The 16,220-nt window shown below is 37.2% G+C and carries 18 protein-coding genes; 2 read left to right on the forward strand and 16 right to left on the reverse strand.

The window, feature by feature from the left end:
- The first annotated feature begins 30 nt into the window (after window positions 1-30).
- The gene (locus CBF35_RS03970; RefSeq protein WP_126778692.1) at window positions 31-930 is read left to right on the forward strand and encodes a polysaccharide deacetylase family protein; all 900 of its coding nucleotides are present in this window, start codon (window positions 31-33) and stop codon (window positions 928-930) included.
- A gap of 55 nt (window positions 931-985) precedes the next feature.
- Here the strand turns inward: CBF35_RS03970 and upp are convergent, their stop codons facing one another.
- From upp to CBF35_RS04040, 14 genes are all read right to left on the reverse strand, one after another.
- Complete coding sequence (gene upp, locus CBF35_RS03975; RefSeq protein WP_126778693.1) at window positions 986-1,615, reverse strand: uracil phosphoribosyltransferase; 630 nt, start codon at window positions 1,613-1,615, stop codon at window positions 986-988.
- A gap of 132 nt (window positions 1,616-1,747) precedes the next feature.
- Window positions 1,748-2,986 carry a serine hydroxymethyltransferase gene (gene glyA, locus CBF35_RS03980; protein WP_126778694.1) on the reverse strand — a complete coding sequence of 413 codons (1,239 nt, stop codon included), beginning with the start codon at window positions 2,984-2,986 and terminating at the stop codon, window positions 1,748-1,750.
- Window positions 2,987-3,056: 70 nt separating this feature from the next.
- Window positions 3,057-4,079, reverse strand: coding sequence for an L-threonylcarbamoyladenylate synthase (locus CBF35_RS03985; RefSeq protein WP_126778695.1), 1,023 nt, complete (start codon window positions 4,077-4,079; stop codon window positions 3,057-3,059).
- A gap of 81 nt (window positions 4,080-4,160) precedes the next feature.
- The gene (gene prmC / locus CBF35_RS03990; protein ID WP_126778696.1) at window positions 4,161-5,003 is read right to left on the reverse strand and encodes a peptide chain release factor N(5)-glutamine methyltransferase; all 843 of its coding nucleotides are present in this window, start codon (window positions 5,001-5,003) and stop codon (window positions 4,161-4,163) included.
- Complete coding sequence (gene prfA / locus CBF35_RS03995) at window positions 4,996-6,069, reverse strand: peptide chain release factor 1 (protein ID WP_126778697.1); 1,074 nt, start codon at window positions 6,067-6,069, stop codon at window positions 4,996-4,998. Before prfA ends, prmC begins: the two co-directional genes overlap by 8 nt.
- Window positions 6,070-6,131: 62 nt before the next feature.
- Entirely contained in the window at window positions 6,132-6,701 is a 570-nt protein-coding gene (locus CBF35_RS04000) for a thymidine kinase (protein WP_126778698.1), read from the reverse strand.
- Between the two features lie 146 nt (window positions 6,702-6,847).
- Complete coding sequence (locus CBF35_RS04005; RefSeq protein WP_126778699.1) at window positions 6,848-7,630, reverse strand: MBL fold metallo-hydrolase; 783 nt, start codon at window positions 7,628-7,630, stop codon at window positions 6,848-6,850.
- Between the two features lie 150 nt (window positions 7,631-7,780).
- Window positions 7,781-9,253, reverse strand: a complete 1,473-nt coding sequence (locus CBF35_RS04010) for a cell division site-positioning protein MapZ family protein (RefSeq protein ID WP_126778700.1) — start codon at window positions 9,251-9,253, stop codon at window positions 7,781-7,783.
- Between the two features lie 164 nt (window positions 9,254-9,417).
- Window positions 9,418-9,618: a hypothetical protein gene (locus tag CBF35_RS04015; RefSeq protein WP_126778701.1), complete on the reverse strand. Its 201-nt coding sequence runs from the start codon at window positions 9,616-9,618 to the stop codon at window positions 9,418-9,420.
- 30 nt (window positions 9,619-9,648) lie between these two features.
- A complete protein-coding gene (locus CBF35_RS04020) occupies window positions 9,649-10,245 on the reverse strand; it encodes a hypothetical protein (protein WP_126778702.1) in 597 nt (198 codons plus the stop codon).
- Window positions 10,242-10,868: an ABC transporter ATP-binding protein gene (locus CBF35_RS04025; protein WP_126778703.1), complete on the reverse strand. Its 627-nt coding sequence runs from the start codon at window positions 10,866-10,868 to the stop codon at window positions 10,242-10,244. The genes CBF35_RS04020 and CBF35_RS04025 overlap by 4 nt, the downstream gene beginning before the upstream one ends.
- Window positions 10,869-10,882: 14 nt before the next feature.
- Window positions 10,883-11,608, reverse strand: coding sequence for a hypothetical protein (locus tag CBF35_RS04030; protein WP_126778704.1), 726 nt, complete (start codon window positions 11,606-11,608; stop codon window positions 10,883-10,885).
- Between the two features lie 14 nt (window positions 11,609-11,622).
- Window positions 11,623-12,435 (reverse strand): hypothetical protein, encoded by an 813-nt coding sequence (locus CBF35_RS04035; protein ID WP_126778705.1) that lies wholly within the window; start codon window positions 12,433-12,435, stop codon window positions 11,623-11,625.
- A gap of 135 nt (window positions 12,436-12,570) precedes the next feature.
- A complete protein-coding gene (locus tag CBF35_RS04040) occupies window positions 12,571-12,912 on the reverse strand; it encodes a hypothetical protein (protein WP_126778706.1) in 342 nt (113 codons plus the stop codon).
- Between the two features lie 334 nt (window positions 12,913-13,246).
- Here CBF35_RS04040 and CBF35_RS04045 point away from each other — a divergent pair, with 334 nt between their 5' ends.
- A complete protein-coding gene (locus CBF35_RS04045) occupies window positions 13,247-14,023 on the forward strand; it encodes a LytTR family transcriptional regulator DNA-binding domain-containing protein (RefSeq protein ID WP_126778707.1) in 777 nt (258 codons plus the stop codon).
- A 31-nt stretch (window positions 14,024-14,054) separates the two neighbouring features.
- Here CBF35_RS04045 and CBF35_RS04050 read toward each other — a convergent pair whose 3' ends face one another.
- Entirely contained in the window at window positions 14,055-15,512 is a 1,458-nt protein-coding gene (locus CBF35_RS04050; protein ID WP_126778708.1) for a sensor histidine kinase, read from the reverse strand.
- Window positions 15,509-16,171, reverse strand: coding sequence for a response regulator transcription factor (locus tag CBF35_RS04055; protein WP_126778709.1), 663 nt, complete (start codon window positions 16,169-16,171; stop codon window positions 15,509-15,511). The genes CBF35_RS04050 and CBF35_RS04055 overlap by 4 nt, the downstream gene beginning before the upstream one ends.
- Window positions 16,172-16,220 lie beyond the last annotated feature (49 nt).

Consider the following 16,220-nt stretch of genomic DNA (forward strand, 5'->3'; position numbering starts at 1 on the left):
TATACTGAATAGTATCTTACGTAAACGGATGTGATAACTATCAAAAAAACAATTATTACTATATTAGGAATCATTTTATTTTTAGAATTAATTGCAGTAGGCTACTTTGCTGTCACTAATCAACAAGGGAGTAAAAAACAAGAGATTGAAACCCTCATTACGAAAGAGGATCAAAAGCGAACCCCTGTTAGTGAATCTTCTGAAGTGACCAGTGAACCTTTAACAACTGAAAGCTCTGATGAACATGAGAACTGGCTAAAAAGTGACTCAGAAATTAGCTTTCCAATCTTGATGTACCACAGTCTTTCTGAAGGTAATAGCCTAAAAATCCCGCCTGCCGAATTTAAACAACATATGGAGTGGTTAAAAAAAGAAGGCTACTACACATTAACCCCTGAAGAAGCTTACGACGTTTTAACCTTAAATAAAAAACCTGCCGAAAAAATTGTCTGGATTACTTTCGACGATGGCTATTTAAACAATTACACTGATGGCTTTCCAATTTTAAAAGAGCTAGACTTAAAAGCAACCATCAACTATATTACAACTAAAATTGAAGCAGAAAACACCTTTAATCTAGCTCAAATGAAAGAGATGAGTGACAGCGGCTTAATCAGTATTCAAAGCCATACTGTCAATCACTTAGAAGTCAATGTCATGCCTTATGATCAACAGTTTAGTGAAATGGCTGATTCTAAAAAATTATTAGACGATCAACTTAAGCAAAACACAACGACTTTGTGTTATCCTGCTGGTCGTTACGATGAAAACAATTTTAAAACAGCTAAAGATGCTGGCTATCAACTGGCTCTAACGACCGAACCTGGCTATGCCCAAGCCTCTGATGGTCTCTACGCCTTAAAACGAGTACGAGTTTCTCCTGGCTACGATGGTGCTGGTTTTGGTAATTTACTATTAAGTAATCAATAATAAAACAAAAAACTTAGAACCCCTGACTGGGATTCTAAGTTTTTTTGTGACTGATTTATTTAGTTCCGAATAAACGGTCGCCGGCGTCACCTAAACCTGGTACGATGTAACCATCTTCGTTCAGACAGTCATCTAAACCAGCTGTGTAAATATCAACATCTGGATGAGCATCTTGTAAGGCTTTCACACCTTCTGGCGCTGCTACTAAACAGACAAATTTAATGTTGTTGCCGCCACGTTTTTTCAAAGCATCAACTGCTAAGATCGCTGATCCACCAGTTGCTAACATTGGATCCACAACGAATAACTGACGTGTTTGAATATCAGAAGGTAATTTAACAAAGTATTCAACTGGTTCCCATGTGTCGTGGTCACGATACATACCGATGTGTCCAACTTTAGCAGCTGGAATTAATTCTAACATCCCGTCAACCATGCCGATACCTGCCCGAAGGATTGGTATAATCGCAACTTTTTTACCTGACAAAGCTTTTTGAGTTGATGGTCCCATTGGCGTCTCAATCTCAACATCTTCTAAAGGCATGTCTCTTGATACTTCAAATGCCATCAACATTGCTATTTCATTAACAACCTCACGAAATACCTTTGTACCACAGTTCTTATCACGGATGATAGTTAACTTATGTTGAATTAATGGATGATCAATAACTTGAAATTTTCCCATAGCAATTCTCCTTCTTTCTGGTTTTGACTTCTCGTCGTTGGCAATAACGCCTATGGCTAGAAGTCTTCTATTTTTTATCCTCTACTATTGTAAAGGAAAAAAGAGTGATTGACTAGTCAATCACTCAAGTTTCTAACGATAAAGTGGAAATTTTTCAGTGATTGCTTTAATTTCTTTAGAAACTCTAACTAGAGCTTCTTCATCGGTGTGGTTTGATAGGGCCACATCAATTAATTCCGCAATCCGAGTCACATTAGCTTCTCGCATGCCACGAGTCGTAACAGCAGGTGTCCCAATTCTAATACCACTTGTTTTAAAGGGGCTTAAAACTTCAAAAGGAATCGTATTTTTATTAACAGTAATATGGACTTTATCTAACAATTCTTCTGCTTCTTTACCATTTAAACCATAACCTGACACGTCAATTAGTAACAAATGATTGTCAGTTGCGCCACTAATTAAACGCGCTTTTGGCGCTTGGTTAAAGACTTTCGCCATAGCTTTAGCATTCTCAATCACTTGCCATTGGTAATCTTTAAAATCCTCATCTTGGGCTTCTTTAAAGGCTACTGCTTTAGCAGCAATCACATGTTCTAAAGGACCACCTTGAATGCCAGGGAAAATCGCACTATTAATTTTCTTAGCTAATTCAGCATCATTTGTTAAGATTAAACCACCACGAGGGCCTCTTAAAGTTTTGTGAGTCGTTGATGTCACAATATCCGCATAAGGCATGGGATTATCATGATACCCTGCGGCTACTAGACCAGCAATATGAGCCATATCGACTAATAATTTAGCGCCAACTTCATTAGCAATTTCTCTAAACTTAGCAAAATCAATTGTTCGGCCGTAAGCACTAGCTCCTGCCACGATTAACTTAGGTTTAATTTCCCGCGCTCTGATGCGCACAACATCATAATCAATGACTTCTGTTACTGGATCAACACCGTAACCATGGAAGTCGTAAGTCTTACCACTAAAGTTGACTGGTGAGCCATGAGTTAGATGACCACCGTGGTTTAAATCCATCCCAAGAACTTTATCACCAGGCTCAATTAAAGCCAAATAAGCCGCTGTATTCGCTTGTGAACCAGAATGTGGTTGAACATTAGCAAAATCAGCATCAAACAATTCTTTCGCTCGCTCAATGGCTAAATTTTCAACGATATCCACATACTCACACCCGCCATAATAACGGCGACCAGGGTAACCTTCCGCATACTTATTCGTTAAAATACTACCTTGAGCAGCCATAACTGCTTCTGAAACAAAGTTTTCCGATGCGATTAATTCGATATTTCTTTCTTGTCTTGTTGCCTCTTTATTGATTGCATCCCATAATTCAATATCATTTCCCTTAAAACTCATACCATCAACACCCCATTTTCTTTTCTATATTGTACCATAGTAAGCTTTCATTCCTCAAAATAAACAAGCCCTAATTAAAATATTCCTGATTTGCGGCTTTTTTTAAGCGATTCATGTAGGCTCGCCCTTCACCTTGATCTGGATAAGTCTCAGCTAAAATCAAGTCTAACTGAGGATCTAATTCATCTAACGCTCTCAGACCACTGAACAAATTTTTACTAGCCACAAGAACATTATTGTCTTGACTTAAAGGATAAGCTACCTGGAATTCTCCCTGATATTGGTTAATTAACTGCTGATTAGCTAACAGACCGACTTGTAAGCCTTCCTCGTTAGCCCACTTTAAGGCAGCTCCCCACTTAGATTGATGACAGTCAATCATCATGACTTTAGTGACTGGTGCATAATGTTGATACTTCATCCCTGGCGCTTTAGGCGCTTCATTTTCATCAACTAAGTGTTGGTCTAACTTAATATCCCCAACAACTGCCATTAATTGCTCTTGAGTAATTAAGCCTGGTCGCAAAATGACGGGAATCTCTGAAGTTAGATCTAAAACTGTTGATTCTAAACCAACTTCAGTCGGCCCATCATCTAAAATACCGGCGATTTTACCGGCTAGATCATGAAAGACATGAGCAGCTGTCGTTGGACTTGGGCGACCTGACGTATTGGCGCTAGGGCCAACAAGAGGAACCCCTGCTTTAGCAATCAAGTCTAAGGCTAGCTGGTTATTTGGTACTCTAAAACCGACTGTGCCTAAGCCGCCAGTCGCATTACTTGGTAAGCTACCTTTTTTGATGTTAAAAATTAACGTTAATGGTCCCGGCCAAAAGGCTGCCATTAGTTTTTCCGCTTTTTCTGACCAACTAGCAACATAGTCACTTAGCTGACTTTTATCAGTAATATGAACGATTAAGGGGTTGTCACTTGGGCGACCTTTGGCCTGATAAACTTTTGCAATTGCTAAAGCGTTCGTGGCATCAGCCCCTAGTCCGTAGACGGTTTCCGTTGGAAAGGCGACAACTTCTCCTGCTTTCAAACAGTTAGCAGCTGCTTCTATATTGGCTTGTTTAAATATTTTTGTTTCCATAGTAAATTTGTACTCCCTTACTCATGATTTACTTGCTACTAATACGTGCCTTGTCATTGGCCAGACTATGTTAATAACTAATTATCTTTCAACTGAAATCATCCGATCTTGGCCTTGTAAATCTTGATGAACCAGTACTTGATGGTCTGGAAAGGCTTTTTGAAATAACTCTTGGACTGCCTGACCTTGTTGATAACCAATCTCTAAATAGATTTTTCCAGTTGCTTTTAGCCTTAAAGGTAATTCTTCCGCTAGGCGTTCATAGATTTTTAACCCTTGATGGTCAGCAAAAAGCGCTAATTTTGGCTCGTGTTGTCTGACACTTTCATCCATCACTGCCCATTCATCGTAACTGATATAGGGGGGATTAGAAACAATAATATCAAACAGCTGATGCTTGACTGGGGCTGTTAAATCCCCTTGATAAAAAGCTACTTCTAAAGCTAAGTTTTGACGATTCTTTTCTGCCACGACTAAGGCTTCTAAGGATAAATCAACAGCTGAGACTTGCCAGTCAGGCGCTTCCCCTTTTAAGGACAAAGCAATTGCCCCCGTTCCCGTACCGATGTCTAAGACTGATAAGTCAGCCTTTCTTGAATTATTAGTTAGAACTAAGGCTACTAATTCTTCCGTTTCTGGTCGCGGGATTAACGTCCCTGAGCTAACTTCAAAACGCCGACCATAAAACTCACAAGAACCAATAATATATTGTGGGGGATAATCTTTTAAAATTAAAGCCAAATCAGCTTCTAATTGTTGGACCTCATCCAGTGGCATCGGCTTTCTAAGATTCATTAGCAGCTCGGTTTTCTGCCAACCTTTTCGTTCCAGTATTAAATACTCAGCAATATAGCTTTCTTTATCAGCCTTTTCTAAAAAAGAAGAAGCCCAGTTAAGGACTTCTACATAAGTGGGATTATCCATTTTGAATCTCTTCTAATTTCGCAGTTTGATCATAGATAACTAAAGAATCAATGATTTCATCTAATTCACCAGATAAAATTCGATCTAATTTTTGAATCGTTAAACCGATTCGGTGATCAGTTACTCGGTTTTGAGGATAGTTATAAGTTCTAATTCGTTCAGAACGGTCACCTGTTCCCACAGCTGATTTACGACTAGCATCGTATTCACTTTGAGATTCAGATAATAATTTATCTGAGACACGAGCACTTAAAATTTTCATTGCTTTCTCTCTGTTTTGAAGTTGCGACCGTTGATCTTGCATAGCCACAACAATTCCCGTAGGTAAGTGAGTTAAACGGACGGCTGAAGCAGTCTTGTTGACGTGCTGTCCACCGGCGCCACTAGCATGGTAAATATCAACCCGGATGTCTTTCTCTTCTAAGTTAATCTCAACTTCTTCCGCCTCTGGTAAAACGACCACTGTAGCAGTTGAAGTATGAACCCGACCTTGAGATTCAGTTGATGGTACTCGTTGAACACGGTGAGCACCACTTTCATATTTAAGTTTTGAGAAAACATTTGTTCCAGTAATCATGGCAATGACTTCTTTGTAACCACCGATACCAGTAATATTCGCTTCTAGGACTTCAAACTTCCAGCCTTGAGAAGACGCGTAGCTTTGATACATTTCAAATAAATCCCCAGCAAATAACGCCGCTTCGTCACCACCAGCAGCTCCTCGTATTTCCATAATAATGTTTTTATCATCATTAGGATCTGAAGGGATTAATAGAATTTTGATTTTTTCTTCAATTTCTTCTTTTTCTTTTTTCAAATCAGAAAGTTCTTCTTTTGCCATCTCTTGCATATCGGCATCAAGTTTCTCCCCTAGTAATTCTTCAGTTTCAGCAATTCCTGAAACCACTTCTTTATAACGACGGTACACTGCCACAGTTTCCCGTGAACCAGCTTCCTCTTTTGATAATTCCATAAAACGTTTCGTATCTGACACAACTGTTGGGTCACTTAATAATTCCCCTAGTTCTTCATAACGGTCTTCAATTGATTGTAGTTGATCGTACATCGTTGTTCTCCTTTATAATTATGTATTTTTAGCGTTCACTTGGCTTTGGATTTAAAGCTTCGCTACAAAGGCTGTTGCAAATAGTGTTTGCGACAAACAGGGAAGTACGCTTCATTACCACCAATTTGGATTTGTTCTCCTGAATAAACTGCTTGGCCGTCTAACTGGCGCAAGTTCATAATCGCCTTGCGATGACAGAACCAACAAATTGTTTTCAACTCTTCTAATTTATCCGCATAAAGTAATAAATACTTTGAGCCTTCAAACAATTCGTTCCGAAAATCATTTTTCAAACCAAAAGCCATCACTGGAATGCCTAGTTCATCAACGACTTTGGCAAATTGAATGACATGATGTTTTTCTAAAAACTGTGATTCGTCGACTAAGACACAGTAAGGCTCAAAGTCTAACTCTTTAATAAACTGATAGACATCGGTCTGACTAAAAATTGGCGTAGCTGGTCGGGATAAACCAATCCGACTTGAGACTTTGCCAACACCGTCTCGTGTATCAAGGCCACTAGTCATCAAGACTACTGGTTTATTTTGTTCTTCGTAATTATGGGCAACTTTGAGAATTTCAATGGTTTTACCACTATTCATTGCACCGTATTTAAAAAATAATTGAGCCATAATAAGACCTTCACTTTCATTTTCTTCCTCTGTAAGTATACTGTATTTCCTGAAAAAAATCATCTTATTAGTTAAAAAAGCTAGCTTATGTCTTTAGTTTCCTTGTGATTGTTAAACAATCTTTGAAAAAGTTCCCTTGACTCGTTTTAAAATTGAACTTTGAAGCCTGGAAATTGATGGATGCCTGTGCCAAAATAAACTAAATCAAGATGTAACAACTCGGCCTTAGCTTTAAGTAGCTCTGGCAAAATCTCTGGTCCTAGTTCTAATTGGTTATGGGAGGGAAACACCCTTCTCACTCCCTCTAAACGAGCAATTTTTTCCCAAGAGTTGACTAAATCAAGGGGGTTCGTTGAAGGATAAAAGGCGTAGATTGGCGTTTCATCACTGTATAGTAAGTCACCAGTAAAAAGATAGCCTGAAGTTAGATCATAATAAACTAAGTGACCTGGACTATGACCAGGGGTATGAAGAACTTGGATGGCACGTCCCCCAAGCTCAATGACTTGGCCGTCACTTAAAAAATCTGTGGCTGGACCTTTAAACATTTCAAACGTCGCGACTTGAAACTCAGCTGGAAGTTCTTGGCTTAAATCGCGAGTCAATTCCCCTCGGACGTGTTCGTTAGTTTGACTGGGGATGCCATTAGCTAGCCAATCCCCTTCACTTTCATGAAGGTAGACTTCTTGATTGGCTGTTAAACCATTCGTATGATCCCAGTGAACATGAGTTAAATAGGCACTGTAAGGTAAACTTGTTAAAGACTTAACGACCTCATGAATTTGACCAATCCCTAAGCCAGTGTCAATTAGCATCCCTTGGTCTTGACCTAAGATCAAAAAACTGCGCACCTTTTCCCAATGACCGTATTCACTAATGGCAAAGGTTTGCTCATCAATTTTTTCTATTGTAAACCATGATTCCTCCATGTTCTTCCTCCTTTTTCTTTAAGTGTTTCAAAAAGGCTTGCTTGATTACTAGCTAACTCTAAGTAGCCTAATAATTTTAAGCCTGTCAACGAATTTTGCAAAAAAGGAGGGTGACAGTCGTCACACCTCCTTAATGGCTTACTTTAACTATTAATTTGGACCTTGGCCTTTAAACCAGCCAGTCTTAGCATTGATCGTTACTAAGTAGATTGGTAATTCTTCTTGTAAACGATCTTTTAACAATGAAGATTGTGTATTCGTTGCAAATAGATCATAGTAGGCTTCGCCGTCAACAATCATTCGCGGTCTTAGTTCATAACCACCTTCAACAATATAGCGACGACGTAAACTTTCGTTAATCACTTTATCTTGAATACCAGGTGCCCATGACCAATCCCCAGTTTGGACGCCAGCACCTTCATTAGGAATAATGCCACTTGGGGCATTTCCTTGAGTATTGTTAGTTGGTGCTACTGGTTGTTGCCCTTGAGGTTGAGCTTGCCATTGGTTTTGGTCTTGCCATTGACTTGCTGGTGGCACGTAACTACCTTGAGAGGCAGCTGCTTCTTTTTCAGCTGCTACAAGTTGGTCGGCGGCTTTTTTCTCTGCTGCTTTCAAAGTTGTTTCAACTTTGTCTAAATCTTTTGTGTATGTATCTTTTAAAGTTTGATTTGTTAATTTATTGATAGCTGCTTGGGCACTTTCAACATCTTTACGGCTTACTTCAGCTTTGGCTTTTTCAACTTTTGCCACTAACTCTTTGGCTTTTTTATTCAGCGAACCTTGTTCTTTGGCTAATAAAATTCCTTGATTAATTAATTCTTCAAATTTATTTTCTGGTGTTTTAATTTCTTGTGGGTAAACTGGTTCTTCGTCTTTTAAGACCGGTTTATCGGCTAGTTTATCGCCTTTAATAACTGGGCTAATAAATAATTGATTTAACGCCGTTTGTAATTCAATTTTATGACTTAAGTCCTCAATCATTGGGTCAAATTCCCCTTGAACTTTTTCATCTTTTAACGTAGCGACTTCTTTAGTTAACTTATCTAAACTGGCCTCTGAGGCGTCTTCATTTAAAAAGACTTTTTCTTCATTAAAATATAGTTTATTAAAGTTATTTTCTAGTAACGCAACTTCCTTAGCTAAATCAGCTGCCGCCTTTTCTTGGGCTTTTCCTTGATAGCTCGTAAAACCAAAGTAACCACCGACTAGTAACAACAAAGCTAATAGCCCCCAAAGGATTTTTTTGTTAAATGGTTTCCGTTCTTTTGGCGTTGAGACTGGTGTCTCTGGCGGAGTTCCTTCTGCCTTAGGCTCAGTCTTAGCAGCTGGTGGGATTGGCGTTGCATCAGGAGCAACAAACTTCTCAATGATAACCTCTTCCTTTTTAACTTCGATTGCTTCTTTAGTCGTAGACTCTTCTGCTTCTGCATGAACTTCAGCTTCTTCTGCCATAGCCGCTTCTGCTTTAGCGTTTAATGCTTTAAGTTCACTTAAATCTTTCGTTAAGTCTTTTGTAAAGTCTACGAAGGTCGGTTCGAATTGATCACAGTTGGGACAAAATTCTTCATCTTTCTGTGAGACATAGCCACAGTTAGGGCATTTTTTACCTTTTTTCATCATTTTTTTATCACATTCCTATTTTAATTTTAAGTTTTTTTGTAATAACAAATCATGTCTAGTTTAACATATAATGACGCCCTTTGTTAACTATTTTCGGTAAATGTCTAAGGATCAACTGGCATGTCCCTTGTCTCAAATCCCAAGCAGTGCTTGTTCTGCTTAAATTAAGGACTAGTCGTTGTTTCTTTAGGAGTAATCCAAATATTCAACCAATCTGGGCTATGCCCTACTTCAAGATTAACTTTGTCAGAATAACTAGTTTCGACTAGCTTAGATTCTGATTGCCTAATTTCTAATGGATTATCTTTTATGCGCTGGAAAATCAATTCCCGATCGTACTCTTCATTTAAAGAGACTATGACCATCTTTTTTTTGAGTCATAAGTCAACCTTACTCTATTCCTCAACAACTTCCTCAAAAGGCAAGATAAATAATGTCACTTCTGTTGACGTATGAGCGGTTTCCAAGCTTAACTTGTCTGAATAATTAGCCGTTTCACTTTTTTCAAGGATCGCTTCCCCTTCCACAGGATCTTTTTCTAACATCTTTTCAAAAACCCATTCTTCACGGTAGTCATCCTCCCCTAAAGCGCCAAAAAGCATTTCCATAATTCGACTGACTTCTCCTCTTGAATCATCTAAGTCTCTATTTCTAGTATCAATATAAACCAACACACTTTCTAAATGCTGACTATCTGGCCAACCTTCCGATTTATAATCTATTTCAATGACTTTATTCCGAGTTTGATAGATTGTACTATTCTCAATCAAATTAAGTTCATGAAAAATATCATAGTCCAACAGATTTTCTTCGAACTCACCGATTGTCTGCTGGAAATGAGGTCGATTTTTCCACGCCTCTCTTTCTTCTAAAAGGGCTAATTCTTCTTCAGAGGTTAGTGGCTCATCACTAACCTCAGGCTCTGATATCGCCAAGGAGCCACAACCACTTAAAAATAATAGTAAGGAAAGGAATAATACACCTTTTTTCATAAAACTACCCCACTTTCTAATTCGTAAATTTTATCAGCTAACTGATCAATATGTCCTTGGTCATGACTTGTAACAATCATTGTTTTGCCTGCCGACTTAGCTTCTATTAATAGTTTTAAAATATCCGCAACCCCTTCTTTGTCTAGACCGTTAAAGGGTTCATCTAAAATCAATACTTGGGGGTCTTCCATAATACTTTGAGCAATACGCAAACGCTGCTTCATTCCTAGTGAATAATGTTTATATTTCTTTTTCCCAGTCTGACCTAGTCCAACTTTTTCTAAATAATACTCAACTTCTGTTAAGGGGATTTTTTTTTGAATATTAGCTAACAGTTGTAAATTTTCTAATCCTGACAAGTAGGGAATAAAATCTGCTTGTTCGATGATTACCCCAGCCTCTTTAATATAATTTGTGCCATGAATAATTGTTTGCTTACCAACTGTCACCGAACCTTCATCTGCTTTAATAAAACCACAGATAACTTTTAATAATAAAGACTTTCCTGAGCCATTATGCCCAATCAATCCAACACACTGACCTTCTTCCACAGTGATTGAGACATTTTCTAAAACTGTTTGTCCTTTGTAAACTTTAGTTACTTCTTTTACTTGAATTTTCATTTTTTCCTCCTAAACTAAATCTCGTAGTCCAGTTTTTTTTCCCAGAAATAAGACAACACTATTAAACACATTCCTAACACACTACTGATGCTATAATTATCTTGCCAATCGATAAAAATTAAAGAGGCTTTAGGAAAACTCATATTAATAATAAAGAGACTAGTTATCACACCAGACATCCCAAACAAATAACCTAAGCTTGTAACTTTTAAATATAAACAAAACCCTAAATACCATAAACCTAATAAAAGTAAAGTATGGGCCAGGGACAATTTAACAAATGATTGATTAAACATTCTTAGACTTTCAGCATAAGGATAATTGTTCCCATAACTCACTAAAGTGAATAAGGAGAGATGAAAAACTAGTGAAAATACGACTACCTTTACACTGCCATAGCGCCTAATCCAGCGATAGCCTTTTTTCTTGTTTTCTGACCTGATTAACACGTACTGGTAATAATTTTTTTCCATAGATAAGAAAAAGAAGGAGCCTACAACTACGGCTGTAAGAAAAAAAATAAACGGTGAGACTAATTGCATGACATTTTTCCCAGCCATATAATCGATTCCATAAAAATCAGTGTGAATGAATAGTCGATTGAAAATCGCTCTTTTAGGTAAGTCTACTCGATAGTCCCCACGATAATAGTTAAGTTGACGAATAATCTGATAGTAGTTTAAATAACTTAAGCCGATTCCCGTAAGACTAATTAAACTGAATGTTTTTATTTTTCTCATAAGGTTTGCCTTTCTTAATAAGTAGTAACCGTCTTTTTTAGCCCAATAAACCAAAGAACTAACCCTAATAAGCATAAAGGCAAGGCTGCGTAAAAAACTTCATGGGTTTGATAGACTGTATTAAAAGCCCCAAAACTTGTAAAGACAGCGAAAAAACGACTACTTGTGATTACGCCAATATAATTAAAGCCATGATAAATAGCTAAGATCCCTAAAAGAACTTGGTATTCTTTTTCCAAAAGTAAAACTAGCCCACAAGCTAAAAAACTAAAAACTAGTGCCATAACAAAATAAATGCTCCAAACCATAAACATAAAAAATAAATAGGGGTGTCTTTCATAAAAACCTACTGGAAAAATTGAGGCAAAATCACCAATATCTGTCAAACCTCGTCTGACAAACAAACCACCAATAGAATAAAAGATTGTGCAACTTAAACAAAAAAAGAAGGCTGATTGAAATGTATAAACTAAACTACTTTTCAACATTAAACGACTAAAACTTTCAACGCGATGTCTACCTAAGTAAAAAAGTGAGCGTTTTTCTTGAAAGAGACTTAAAGTTGGTAAAATAATAAAAATCGGCAAATAGCTATGTAAAAAAAAGATTGACGAATCGACCAAACCTTCCCAGGTCATGATTTGCCAAATAAATGCTCTTCTAGTAAATGACTCCCTGCCTTGAACTAAATCTGGGGCAGCATAATCCATAACTAAAATTTCAAATAAACTACTAGCAAATAACCATGAGATAAACATCCCACTAAGCAATATGGCAATACTAAAAGGTAATAACTTATTTCCTAACTTAAACTTCAAGTTGGTCATTCTTCACACTCCATTCTAAAAAAGATAAAACAGTAGTTATTATTTTTTTAACGTAGTCTACTGTTTTATCTTTAACATTAACGTTCGTCTGGACTCCAAGAACCAGTAATTCTGACAGTTCCACCACCTGTATTATTAGTTTTTTTTAAGGCCTAAACGATAATTGTAAGTTGCTTCAGCATTTGGAGTAGCAAAAGTCGCTCTCTTTCCTCTTTGAACGTCAGTCCGTCCTCTGTAGGCGCCATTAGAATTTCTCATTGTTGCTGTAATCCAAGCACTCCCCGTATCATCACTTAAATTAATTGCCCCTCGTCTATTTGTAACAGCTTTAGTTCTTGAGCCAGTTAAACTTTCTTGACCAGTCGAGCTATAATCAACTTTAAAGTTAGTAAAGTAACCAATTTGACGAGCAAAAGCCACTTCACTACTAAAAAAAACAGCCAATAACAAACTAAAAATCAGTATTTTCAACTTCATAATTATATTCCTTTCTTTTTCGTATCAGTAACATCTCAAAAATCTAGTTCAGACGGAGGTTTGATTTTCGTTAGCCATTTACTTTTTCATATCATATATTTGCCTTATGAATTAGTGACATCCTTTTTCCAACAGCTCGACTTATCACTTTGAGCACCACCTCATTTAATTAACTATCTTAGTTAAGATTAGCAATAATCAGTTCCTAGTAGAGCAATTTATCTTACTAAGCTGAATTTTAGTCCTAAGTTACTTTACTAATTAAGAAAAGTTTAAGATTCATCGCCTTTTTTTGAATTTTTGAATCAGCTATACTCAAAATGAGGTGATTACATTGTTATCTGTCTTTATTTCCACGTCAAAAGTGCAGCAAAATCACGCACTGAAATCCTTTATTGCTAACTACATTACCATTGAAAAATTAGACATGACAATTGAACAGACGACTACAAATCCTGACGACATTTTAAGTTTCATAGACCCTCCCTCTCGTCTAACTGGCCTTTATTTTGTTGAAGTCCCTACGAACTTGCTAGAACCCACCTTACAGCTAATCCTCAAAATACGTGAGGCTGACCCTTTAGGAAAAGTTGTCTTATTAAGCTCTTCTTCTCACCTACTTTTACCACTAGTCTTGCCATATCATATTGAGCCTTTAGACTTAATTGACTTAGATAATTTAGCTGACATTACTAATCAAGTCACTGCCTGCTTAAAAACAGCCCAGAATCGTCATACCTCTCCTTTATTAACAGGCCGTGATTTCTACCTAGTTAAGAGCCAAGGCACTATACGCTCAATTCCTTATGAAGAGATTATTTTAGCTGAAACCAGCACTAGACCACACCAAATCACCTTACACTTAAAAGAGGAGGCAATTCCTCATTACGCTAATTTAAGAACAATCCAAGACCTTAGCACTACTTTCATCCGTCCCCATCATTCTTATGTAATTAATATGTCCCACTTTCTGCAAGTCGATTACAAGGCAAAAATGATCTATTTAACAGGGGATCAAACTTGCCCTCTGTCCCGTTCTGGCGCAGTCCGCATCAAGAATTATTTAACTAAAAAGCCAAAAAACCTAAGGATTAAAGTCAGGGACTTATGATTCCTTAGGTTCTTTTTAACTTTTAACTAACTTACAACTTTATTCTAAAAACAAATTCCCCACAATCTTCATCAATCTGAAAATCGTATTGATAGTCATACTGCTTCAAGATTGTAGCGACTAAATATAAGCCGAGACCGTGACTTTTTTCAAATTCACTGTCTGTTTGACTTGCTACCGTAATAAAGGGAGCAAAAATATCTTTTTGAGCTAAGTTGACTTCTGGGCTCATTTGATTACGAATTTCCCACTCTTCGTGATTGCCATTGATCGTAATTTGACCAGCAACTGGGGTGTATTTCACTGCATTGCCAATTAAATTTGATAAGATTTTTTTCAAATTGCCACTTGGAATATTAATCTTGCTACAAGGTATTTCCGAGACATTTAAGACTAACTCTTTATCTTTGATCATATATTCATAGACTTCTAAAACTTCTGCTGTCCCTTGAGCTAAATCAGTTTCACCAGTATAAATGACTGATTCAATTTTTGAAACTTCCAGCATTTCATTAACTAAACGGCTCATACTTTTCAAACGGGCATAACACTTATGTAAGTACTCTTCATGATTTTCAAAGCCTTCGACTTGGCTAATCATGCCTTCTAACATCGTGGTCATCGCCATAATCGGGGTCTTTAACTCGTGAGTCGCTCCTCGCATGAAGACTTGTCGGTCCTTTTCTAACCGCTTGACCGTAGTAACTTCAGTATTTAATTGGGCCATTGTAAGTTGTAAATTTTGATACATGGCATGAATGTTATTTTCTAGTTCTTTTAGTTCATCCCCTTGGCTGGCTTGGTAATCTAGTTCAATCGAACTACTAGACATCCCTTTTAAGAGATAGTTAATTTTTGTGATTTTTTCAGAGACATAACTTGCATAAAAACGGGAAACAATAAATGACACGCCTAAACCAGTCAATAATAAATAAGGAATCATCGACATTAAGACCGCTGTCACATCTTCTTGATTAACGGAGACCGGATAATAAACTTCTACAAAAAATTGGTTCCCTTGATAAGTAATTTGCCGTTGTACCAACAATGATTCTTGAAGATTGCTTAAAGTCGTTGCACCAAGTTGAGCTTGTGTCACTGGTTGAGTACTTTGAAAATCGTCCTGGTAATAGCCTTCAAGACTTTTTTCATCAAACTGAACACCGTCATTAATTACTAGGGAAGCAAACGCCGGGAATATCAGCTGATCTTTTTGACTGACAAAAACCGTAAAACCTTGCAACATATGCTCTTCTAACTTTTCAGTATTGACTCCCCCTTGGCTAATCTCATTAAAAATCATTTCAGCTTTTTGATCAAACTTACGTTGTTGACTTAATGTTAAAAATTTGGAAGCGAATAAGCCAAAAATAATAAAGAAGACGCCAATTGTCATTAAAATCGTTCCTGCTGTCACAGTCCAGGTTTTCCAGTACAAAGGCATTTTACTAATTTTAACTAACAGTCTTTGACTCATTTTTTTTATCATAAACGTTCTACCTTATACCCGATGCCTTTAATTGTTTTAATACAATCAATCGGTAATTTTTTTCTAATATTTTTGATATGTACATCAATGTTTCGACTGTCGCCTAAGTAGTCATAGCCCCAAACGACAGTTAGTAATTCATCCCGTGAATAAACTTTGCCGTTACTTAGAAGCATAGTCTGTAACAATTCAAACTCTTTGACCGTTAAATCAATGGCTTCCTCTTCATAATACACTTCGTAATTATTGATCAATAACCGTAACCCACGATAATTAATCTCTTGTTTTTGTTTTTCATAAACTCGCCTTAACAGCGAGGCGATTTTGTAAACAAGAATTTTCATAGAAAAAGGCTTAACAACATAGTCATCAACACTTTGAGCAAAGGCGTCTAATTGAATCAATTCATCTGTTAAGGCGCTGATAATTAAGATCGGCACATCTGATTTCCGACGTACTTTTTCAAGGACCTCTTCGCCGCCAATCCCCGGTAACATCATATCTAAAAGAATTAAGTGGAATTCCTCGGACTCAAAGGCTTCTAAGCCAGCTTCTCCCGTTTCCACTGCCTTCACTTGATAACTTTCCCGTTCTAAAAAGTTACTCATCGCTTGGCGAATTTCCTTCTCATCTTCAATTAATAATATTTTATAGGACATTTGGCTCACTCCTTAAAGGACTTATTGATGATTATTATATCATTAAACC

The sequence above is a fragment of the Vagococcus salmoninarum genome (genome assembly GCF_003987495.1).
GTDB classification, from domain to species: domain Bacteria; phylum Bacillota; class Bacilli; order Lactobacillales; family Vagococcaceae; genus Vagococcus_D; species Vagococcus_D salmoninarum.

Bases quoted from the DNA above. Each gene is read 5' to 3' on its own strand.
- upp (WP_126778693.1), bottom strand. From the start codon at position 1,615: ATGGGAAAATTTCAAGTTATTGATCATCCATTAATTCAACATAAGTTA.
- glyA (WP_126778694.1), bottom strand. From the start codon at position 2,986: ATGAGTTTTAAGGGAAATGATATTGAATTATGGGATGCAATCAATAAA.
- CBF35_RS03985 (WP_126778695.1), bottom strand. From the start codon at position 4,079: ATGGAAACAAAAATATTTAAACAAGCCAATATAGAAGCAGCTGCTAAC.
- prmC (WP_126778696.1), bottom strand. From the start codon at position 5,003: ATGGATAATCCCACTTATGTAGAAGTCCTTAACTGGGCTTCTTCTTTT.
- prfA (WP_126778697.1), bottom strand. From the start codon at position 6,069: ATGTACGATCAACTACAATCAATTGAAGACCGTTATGAAGAACTAGGG.
- CBF35_RS04000 (WP_126778698.1), bottom strand. From the start codon at position 6,701: ATGGCTCAATTATTTTTTAAATACGGTGCAATGAATAGTGGTAAAACC.
- CBF35_RS04005 (WP_126778699.1), bottom strand. From the start codon at position 7,630: ATGGAGGAATCATGGTTTACAATAGAAAAAATTGATGAGCAAACCTTT.
- CBF35_RS04010 (WP_126778700.1), bottom strand. From the start codon at position 9,253: ATGATGAAAAAAGGTAAAAAATGCCCTAACTGTGGCTATGTCTCACAG.
- CBF35_RS04015 (WP_126778701.1), bottom strand. From the start codon at position 9,618: ATGGTCATAGTCTCTTTAAATGAAGAGTACGATCGGGAATTGATTTTC.
- CBF35_RS04020 (WP_126778702.1), bottom strand. From the start codon at position 10,245: ATGAAAAAAGGTGTATTATTCCTTTCCTTACTATTATTTTTAAGTGGT.
- CBF35_RS04025 (WP_126778703.1), bottom strand. From the start codon at position 10,868: ATGAAAATTCAAGTAAAAGAAGTAACTAAAGTTTACAAAGGACAAACA.
- CBF35_RS04030 (WP_126778704.1), bottom strand. From the start codon at position 11,608: ATGAGAAAAATAAAAACATTCAGTTTAATTAGTCTTACGGGAATCGGC.
- CBF35_RS04035 (WP_126778705.1), bottom strand. From the start codon at position 12,435: ATGACCAACTTGAAGTTTAAGTTAGGAAATAAGTTATTACCTTTTAGT.
- CBF35_RS04040 (WP_126778706.1), bottom strand. From the start codon at position 12,912: ATGAAGTTGAAAATACTGATTTTTAGTTTGTTATTGGCTGTTTTTTTT.
- CBF35_RS04050 (WP_126778708.1), bottom strand. From the start codon at position 15,512: ATGATAAAAAAAATGAGTCAAAGACTGTTAGTTAAAATTAGTAAAATG.
- CBF35_RS04055 (WP_126778709.1), bottom strand. From the start codon at position 16,171: ATGTCCTATAAAATATTATTAATTGAAGATGAGAAGGAAATTCGCCAA.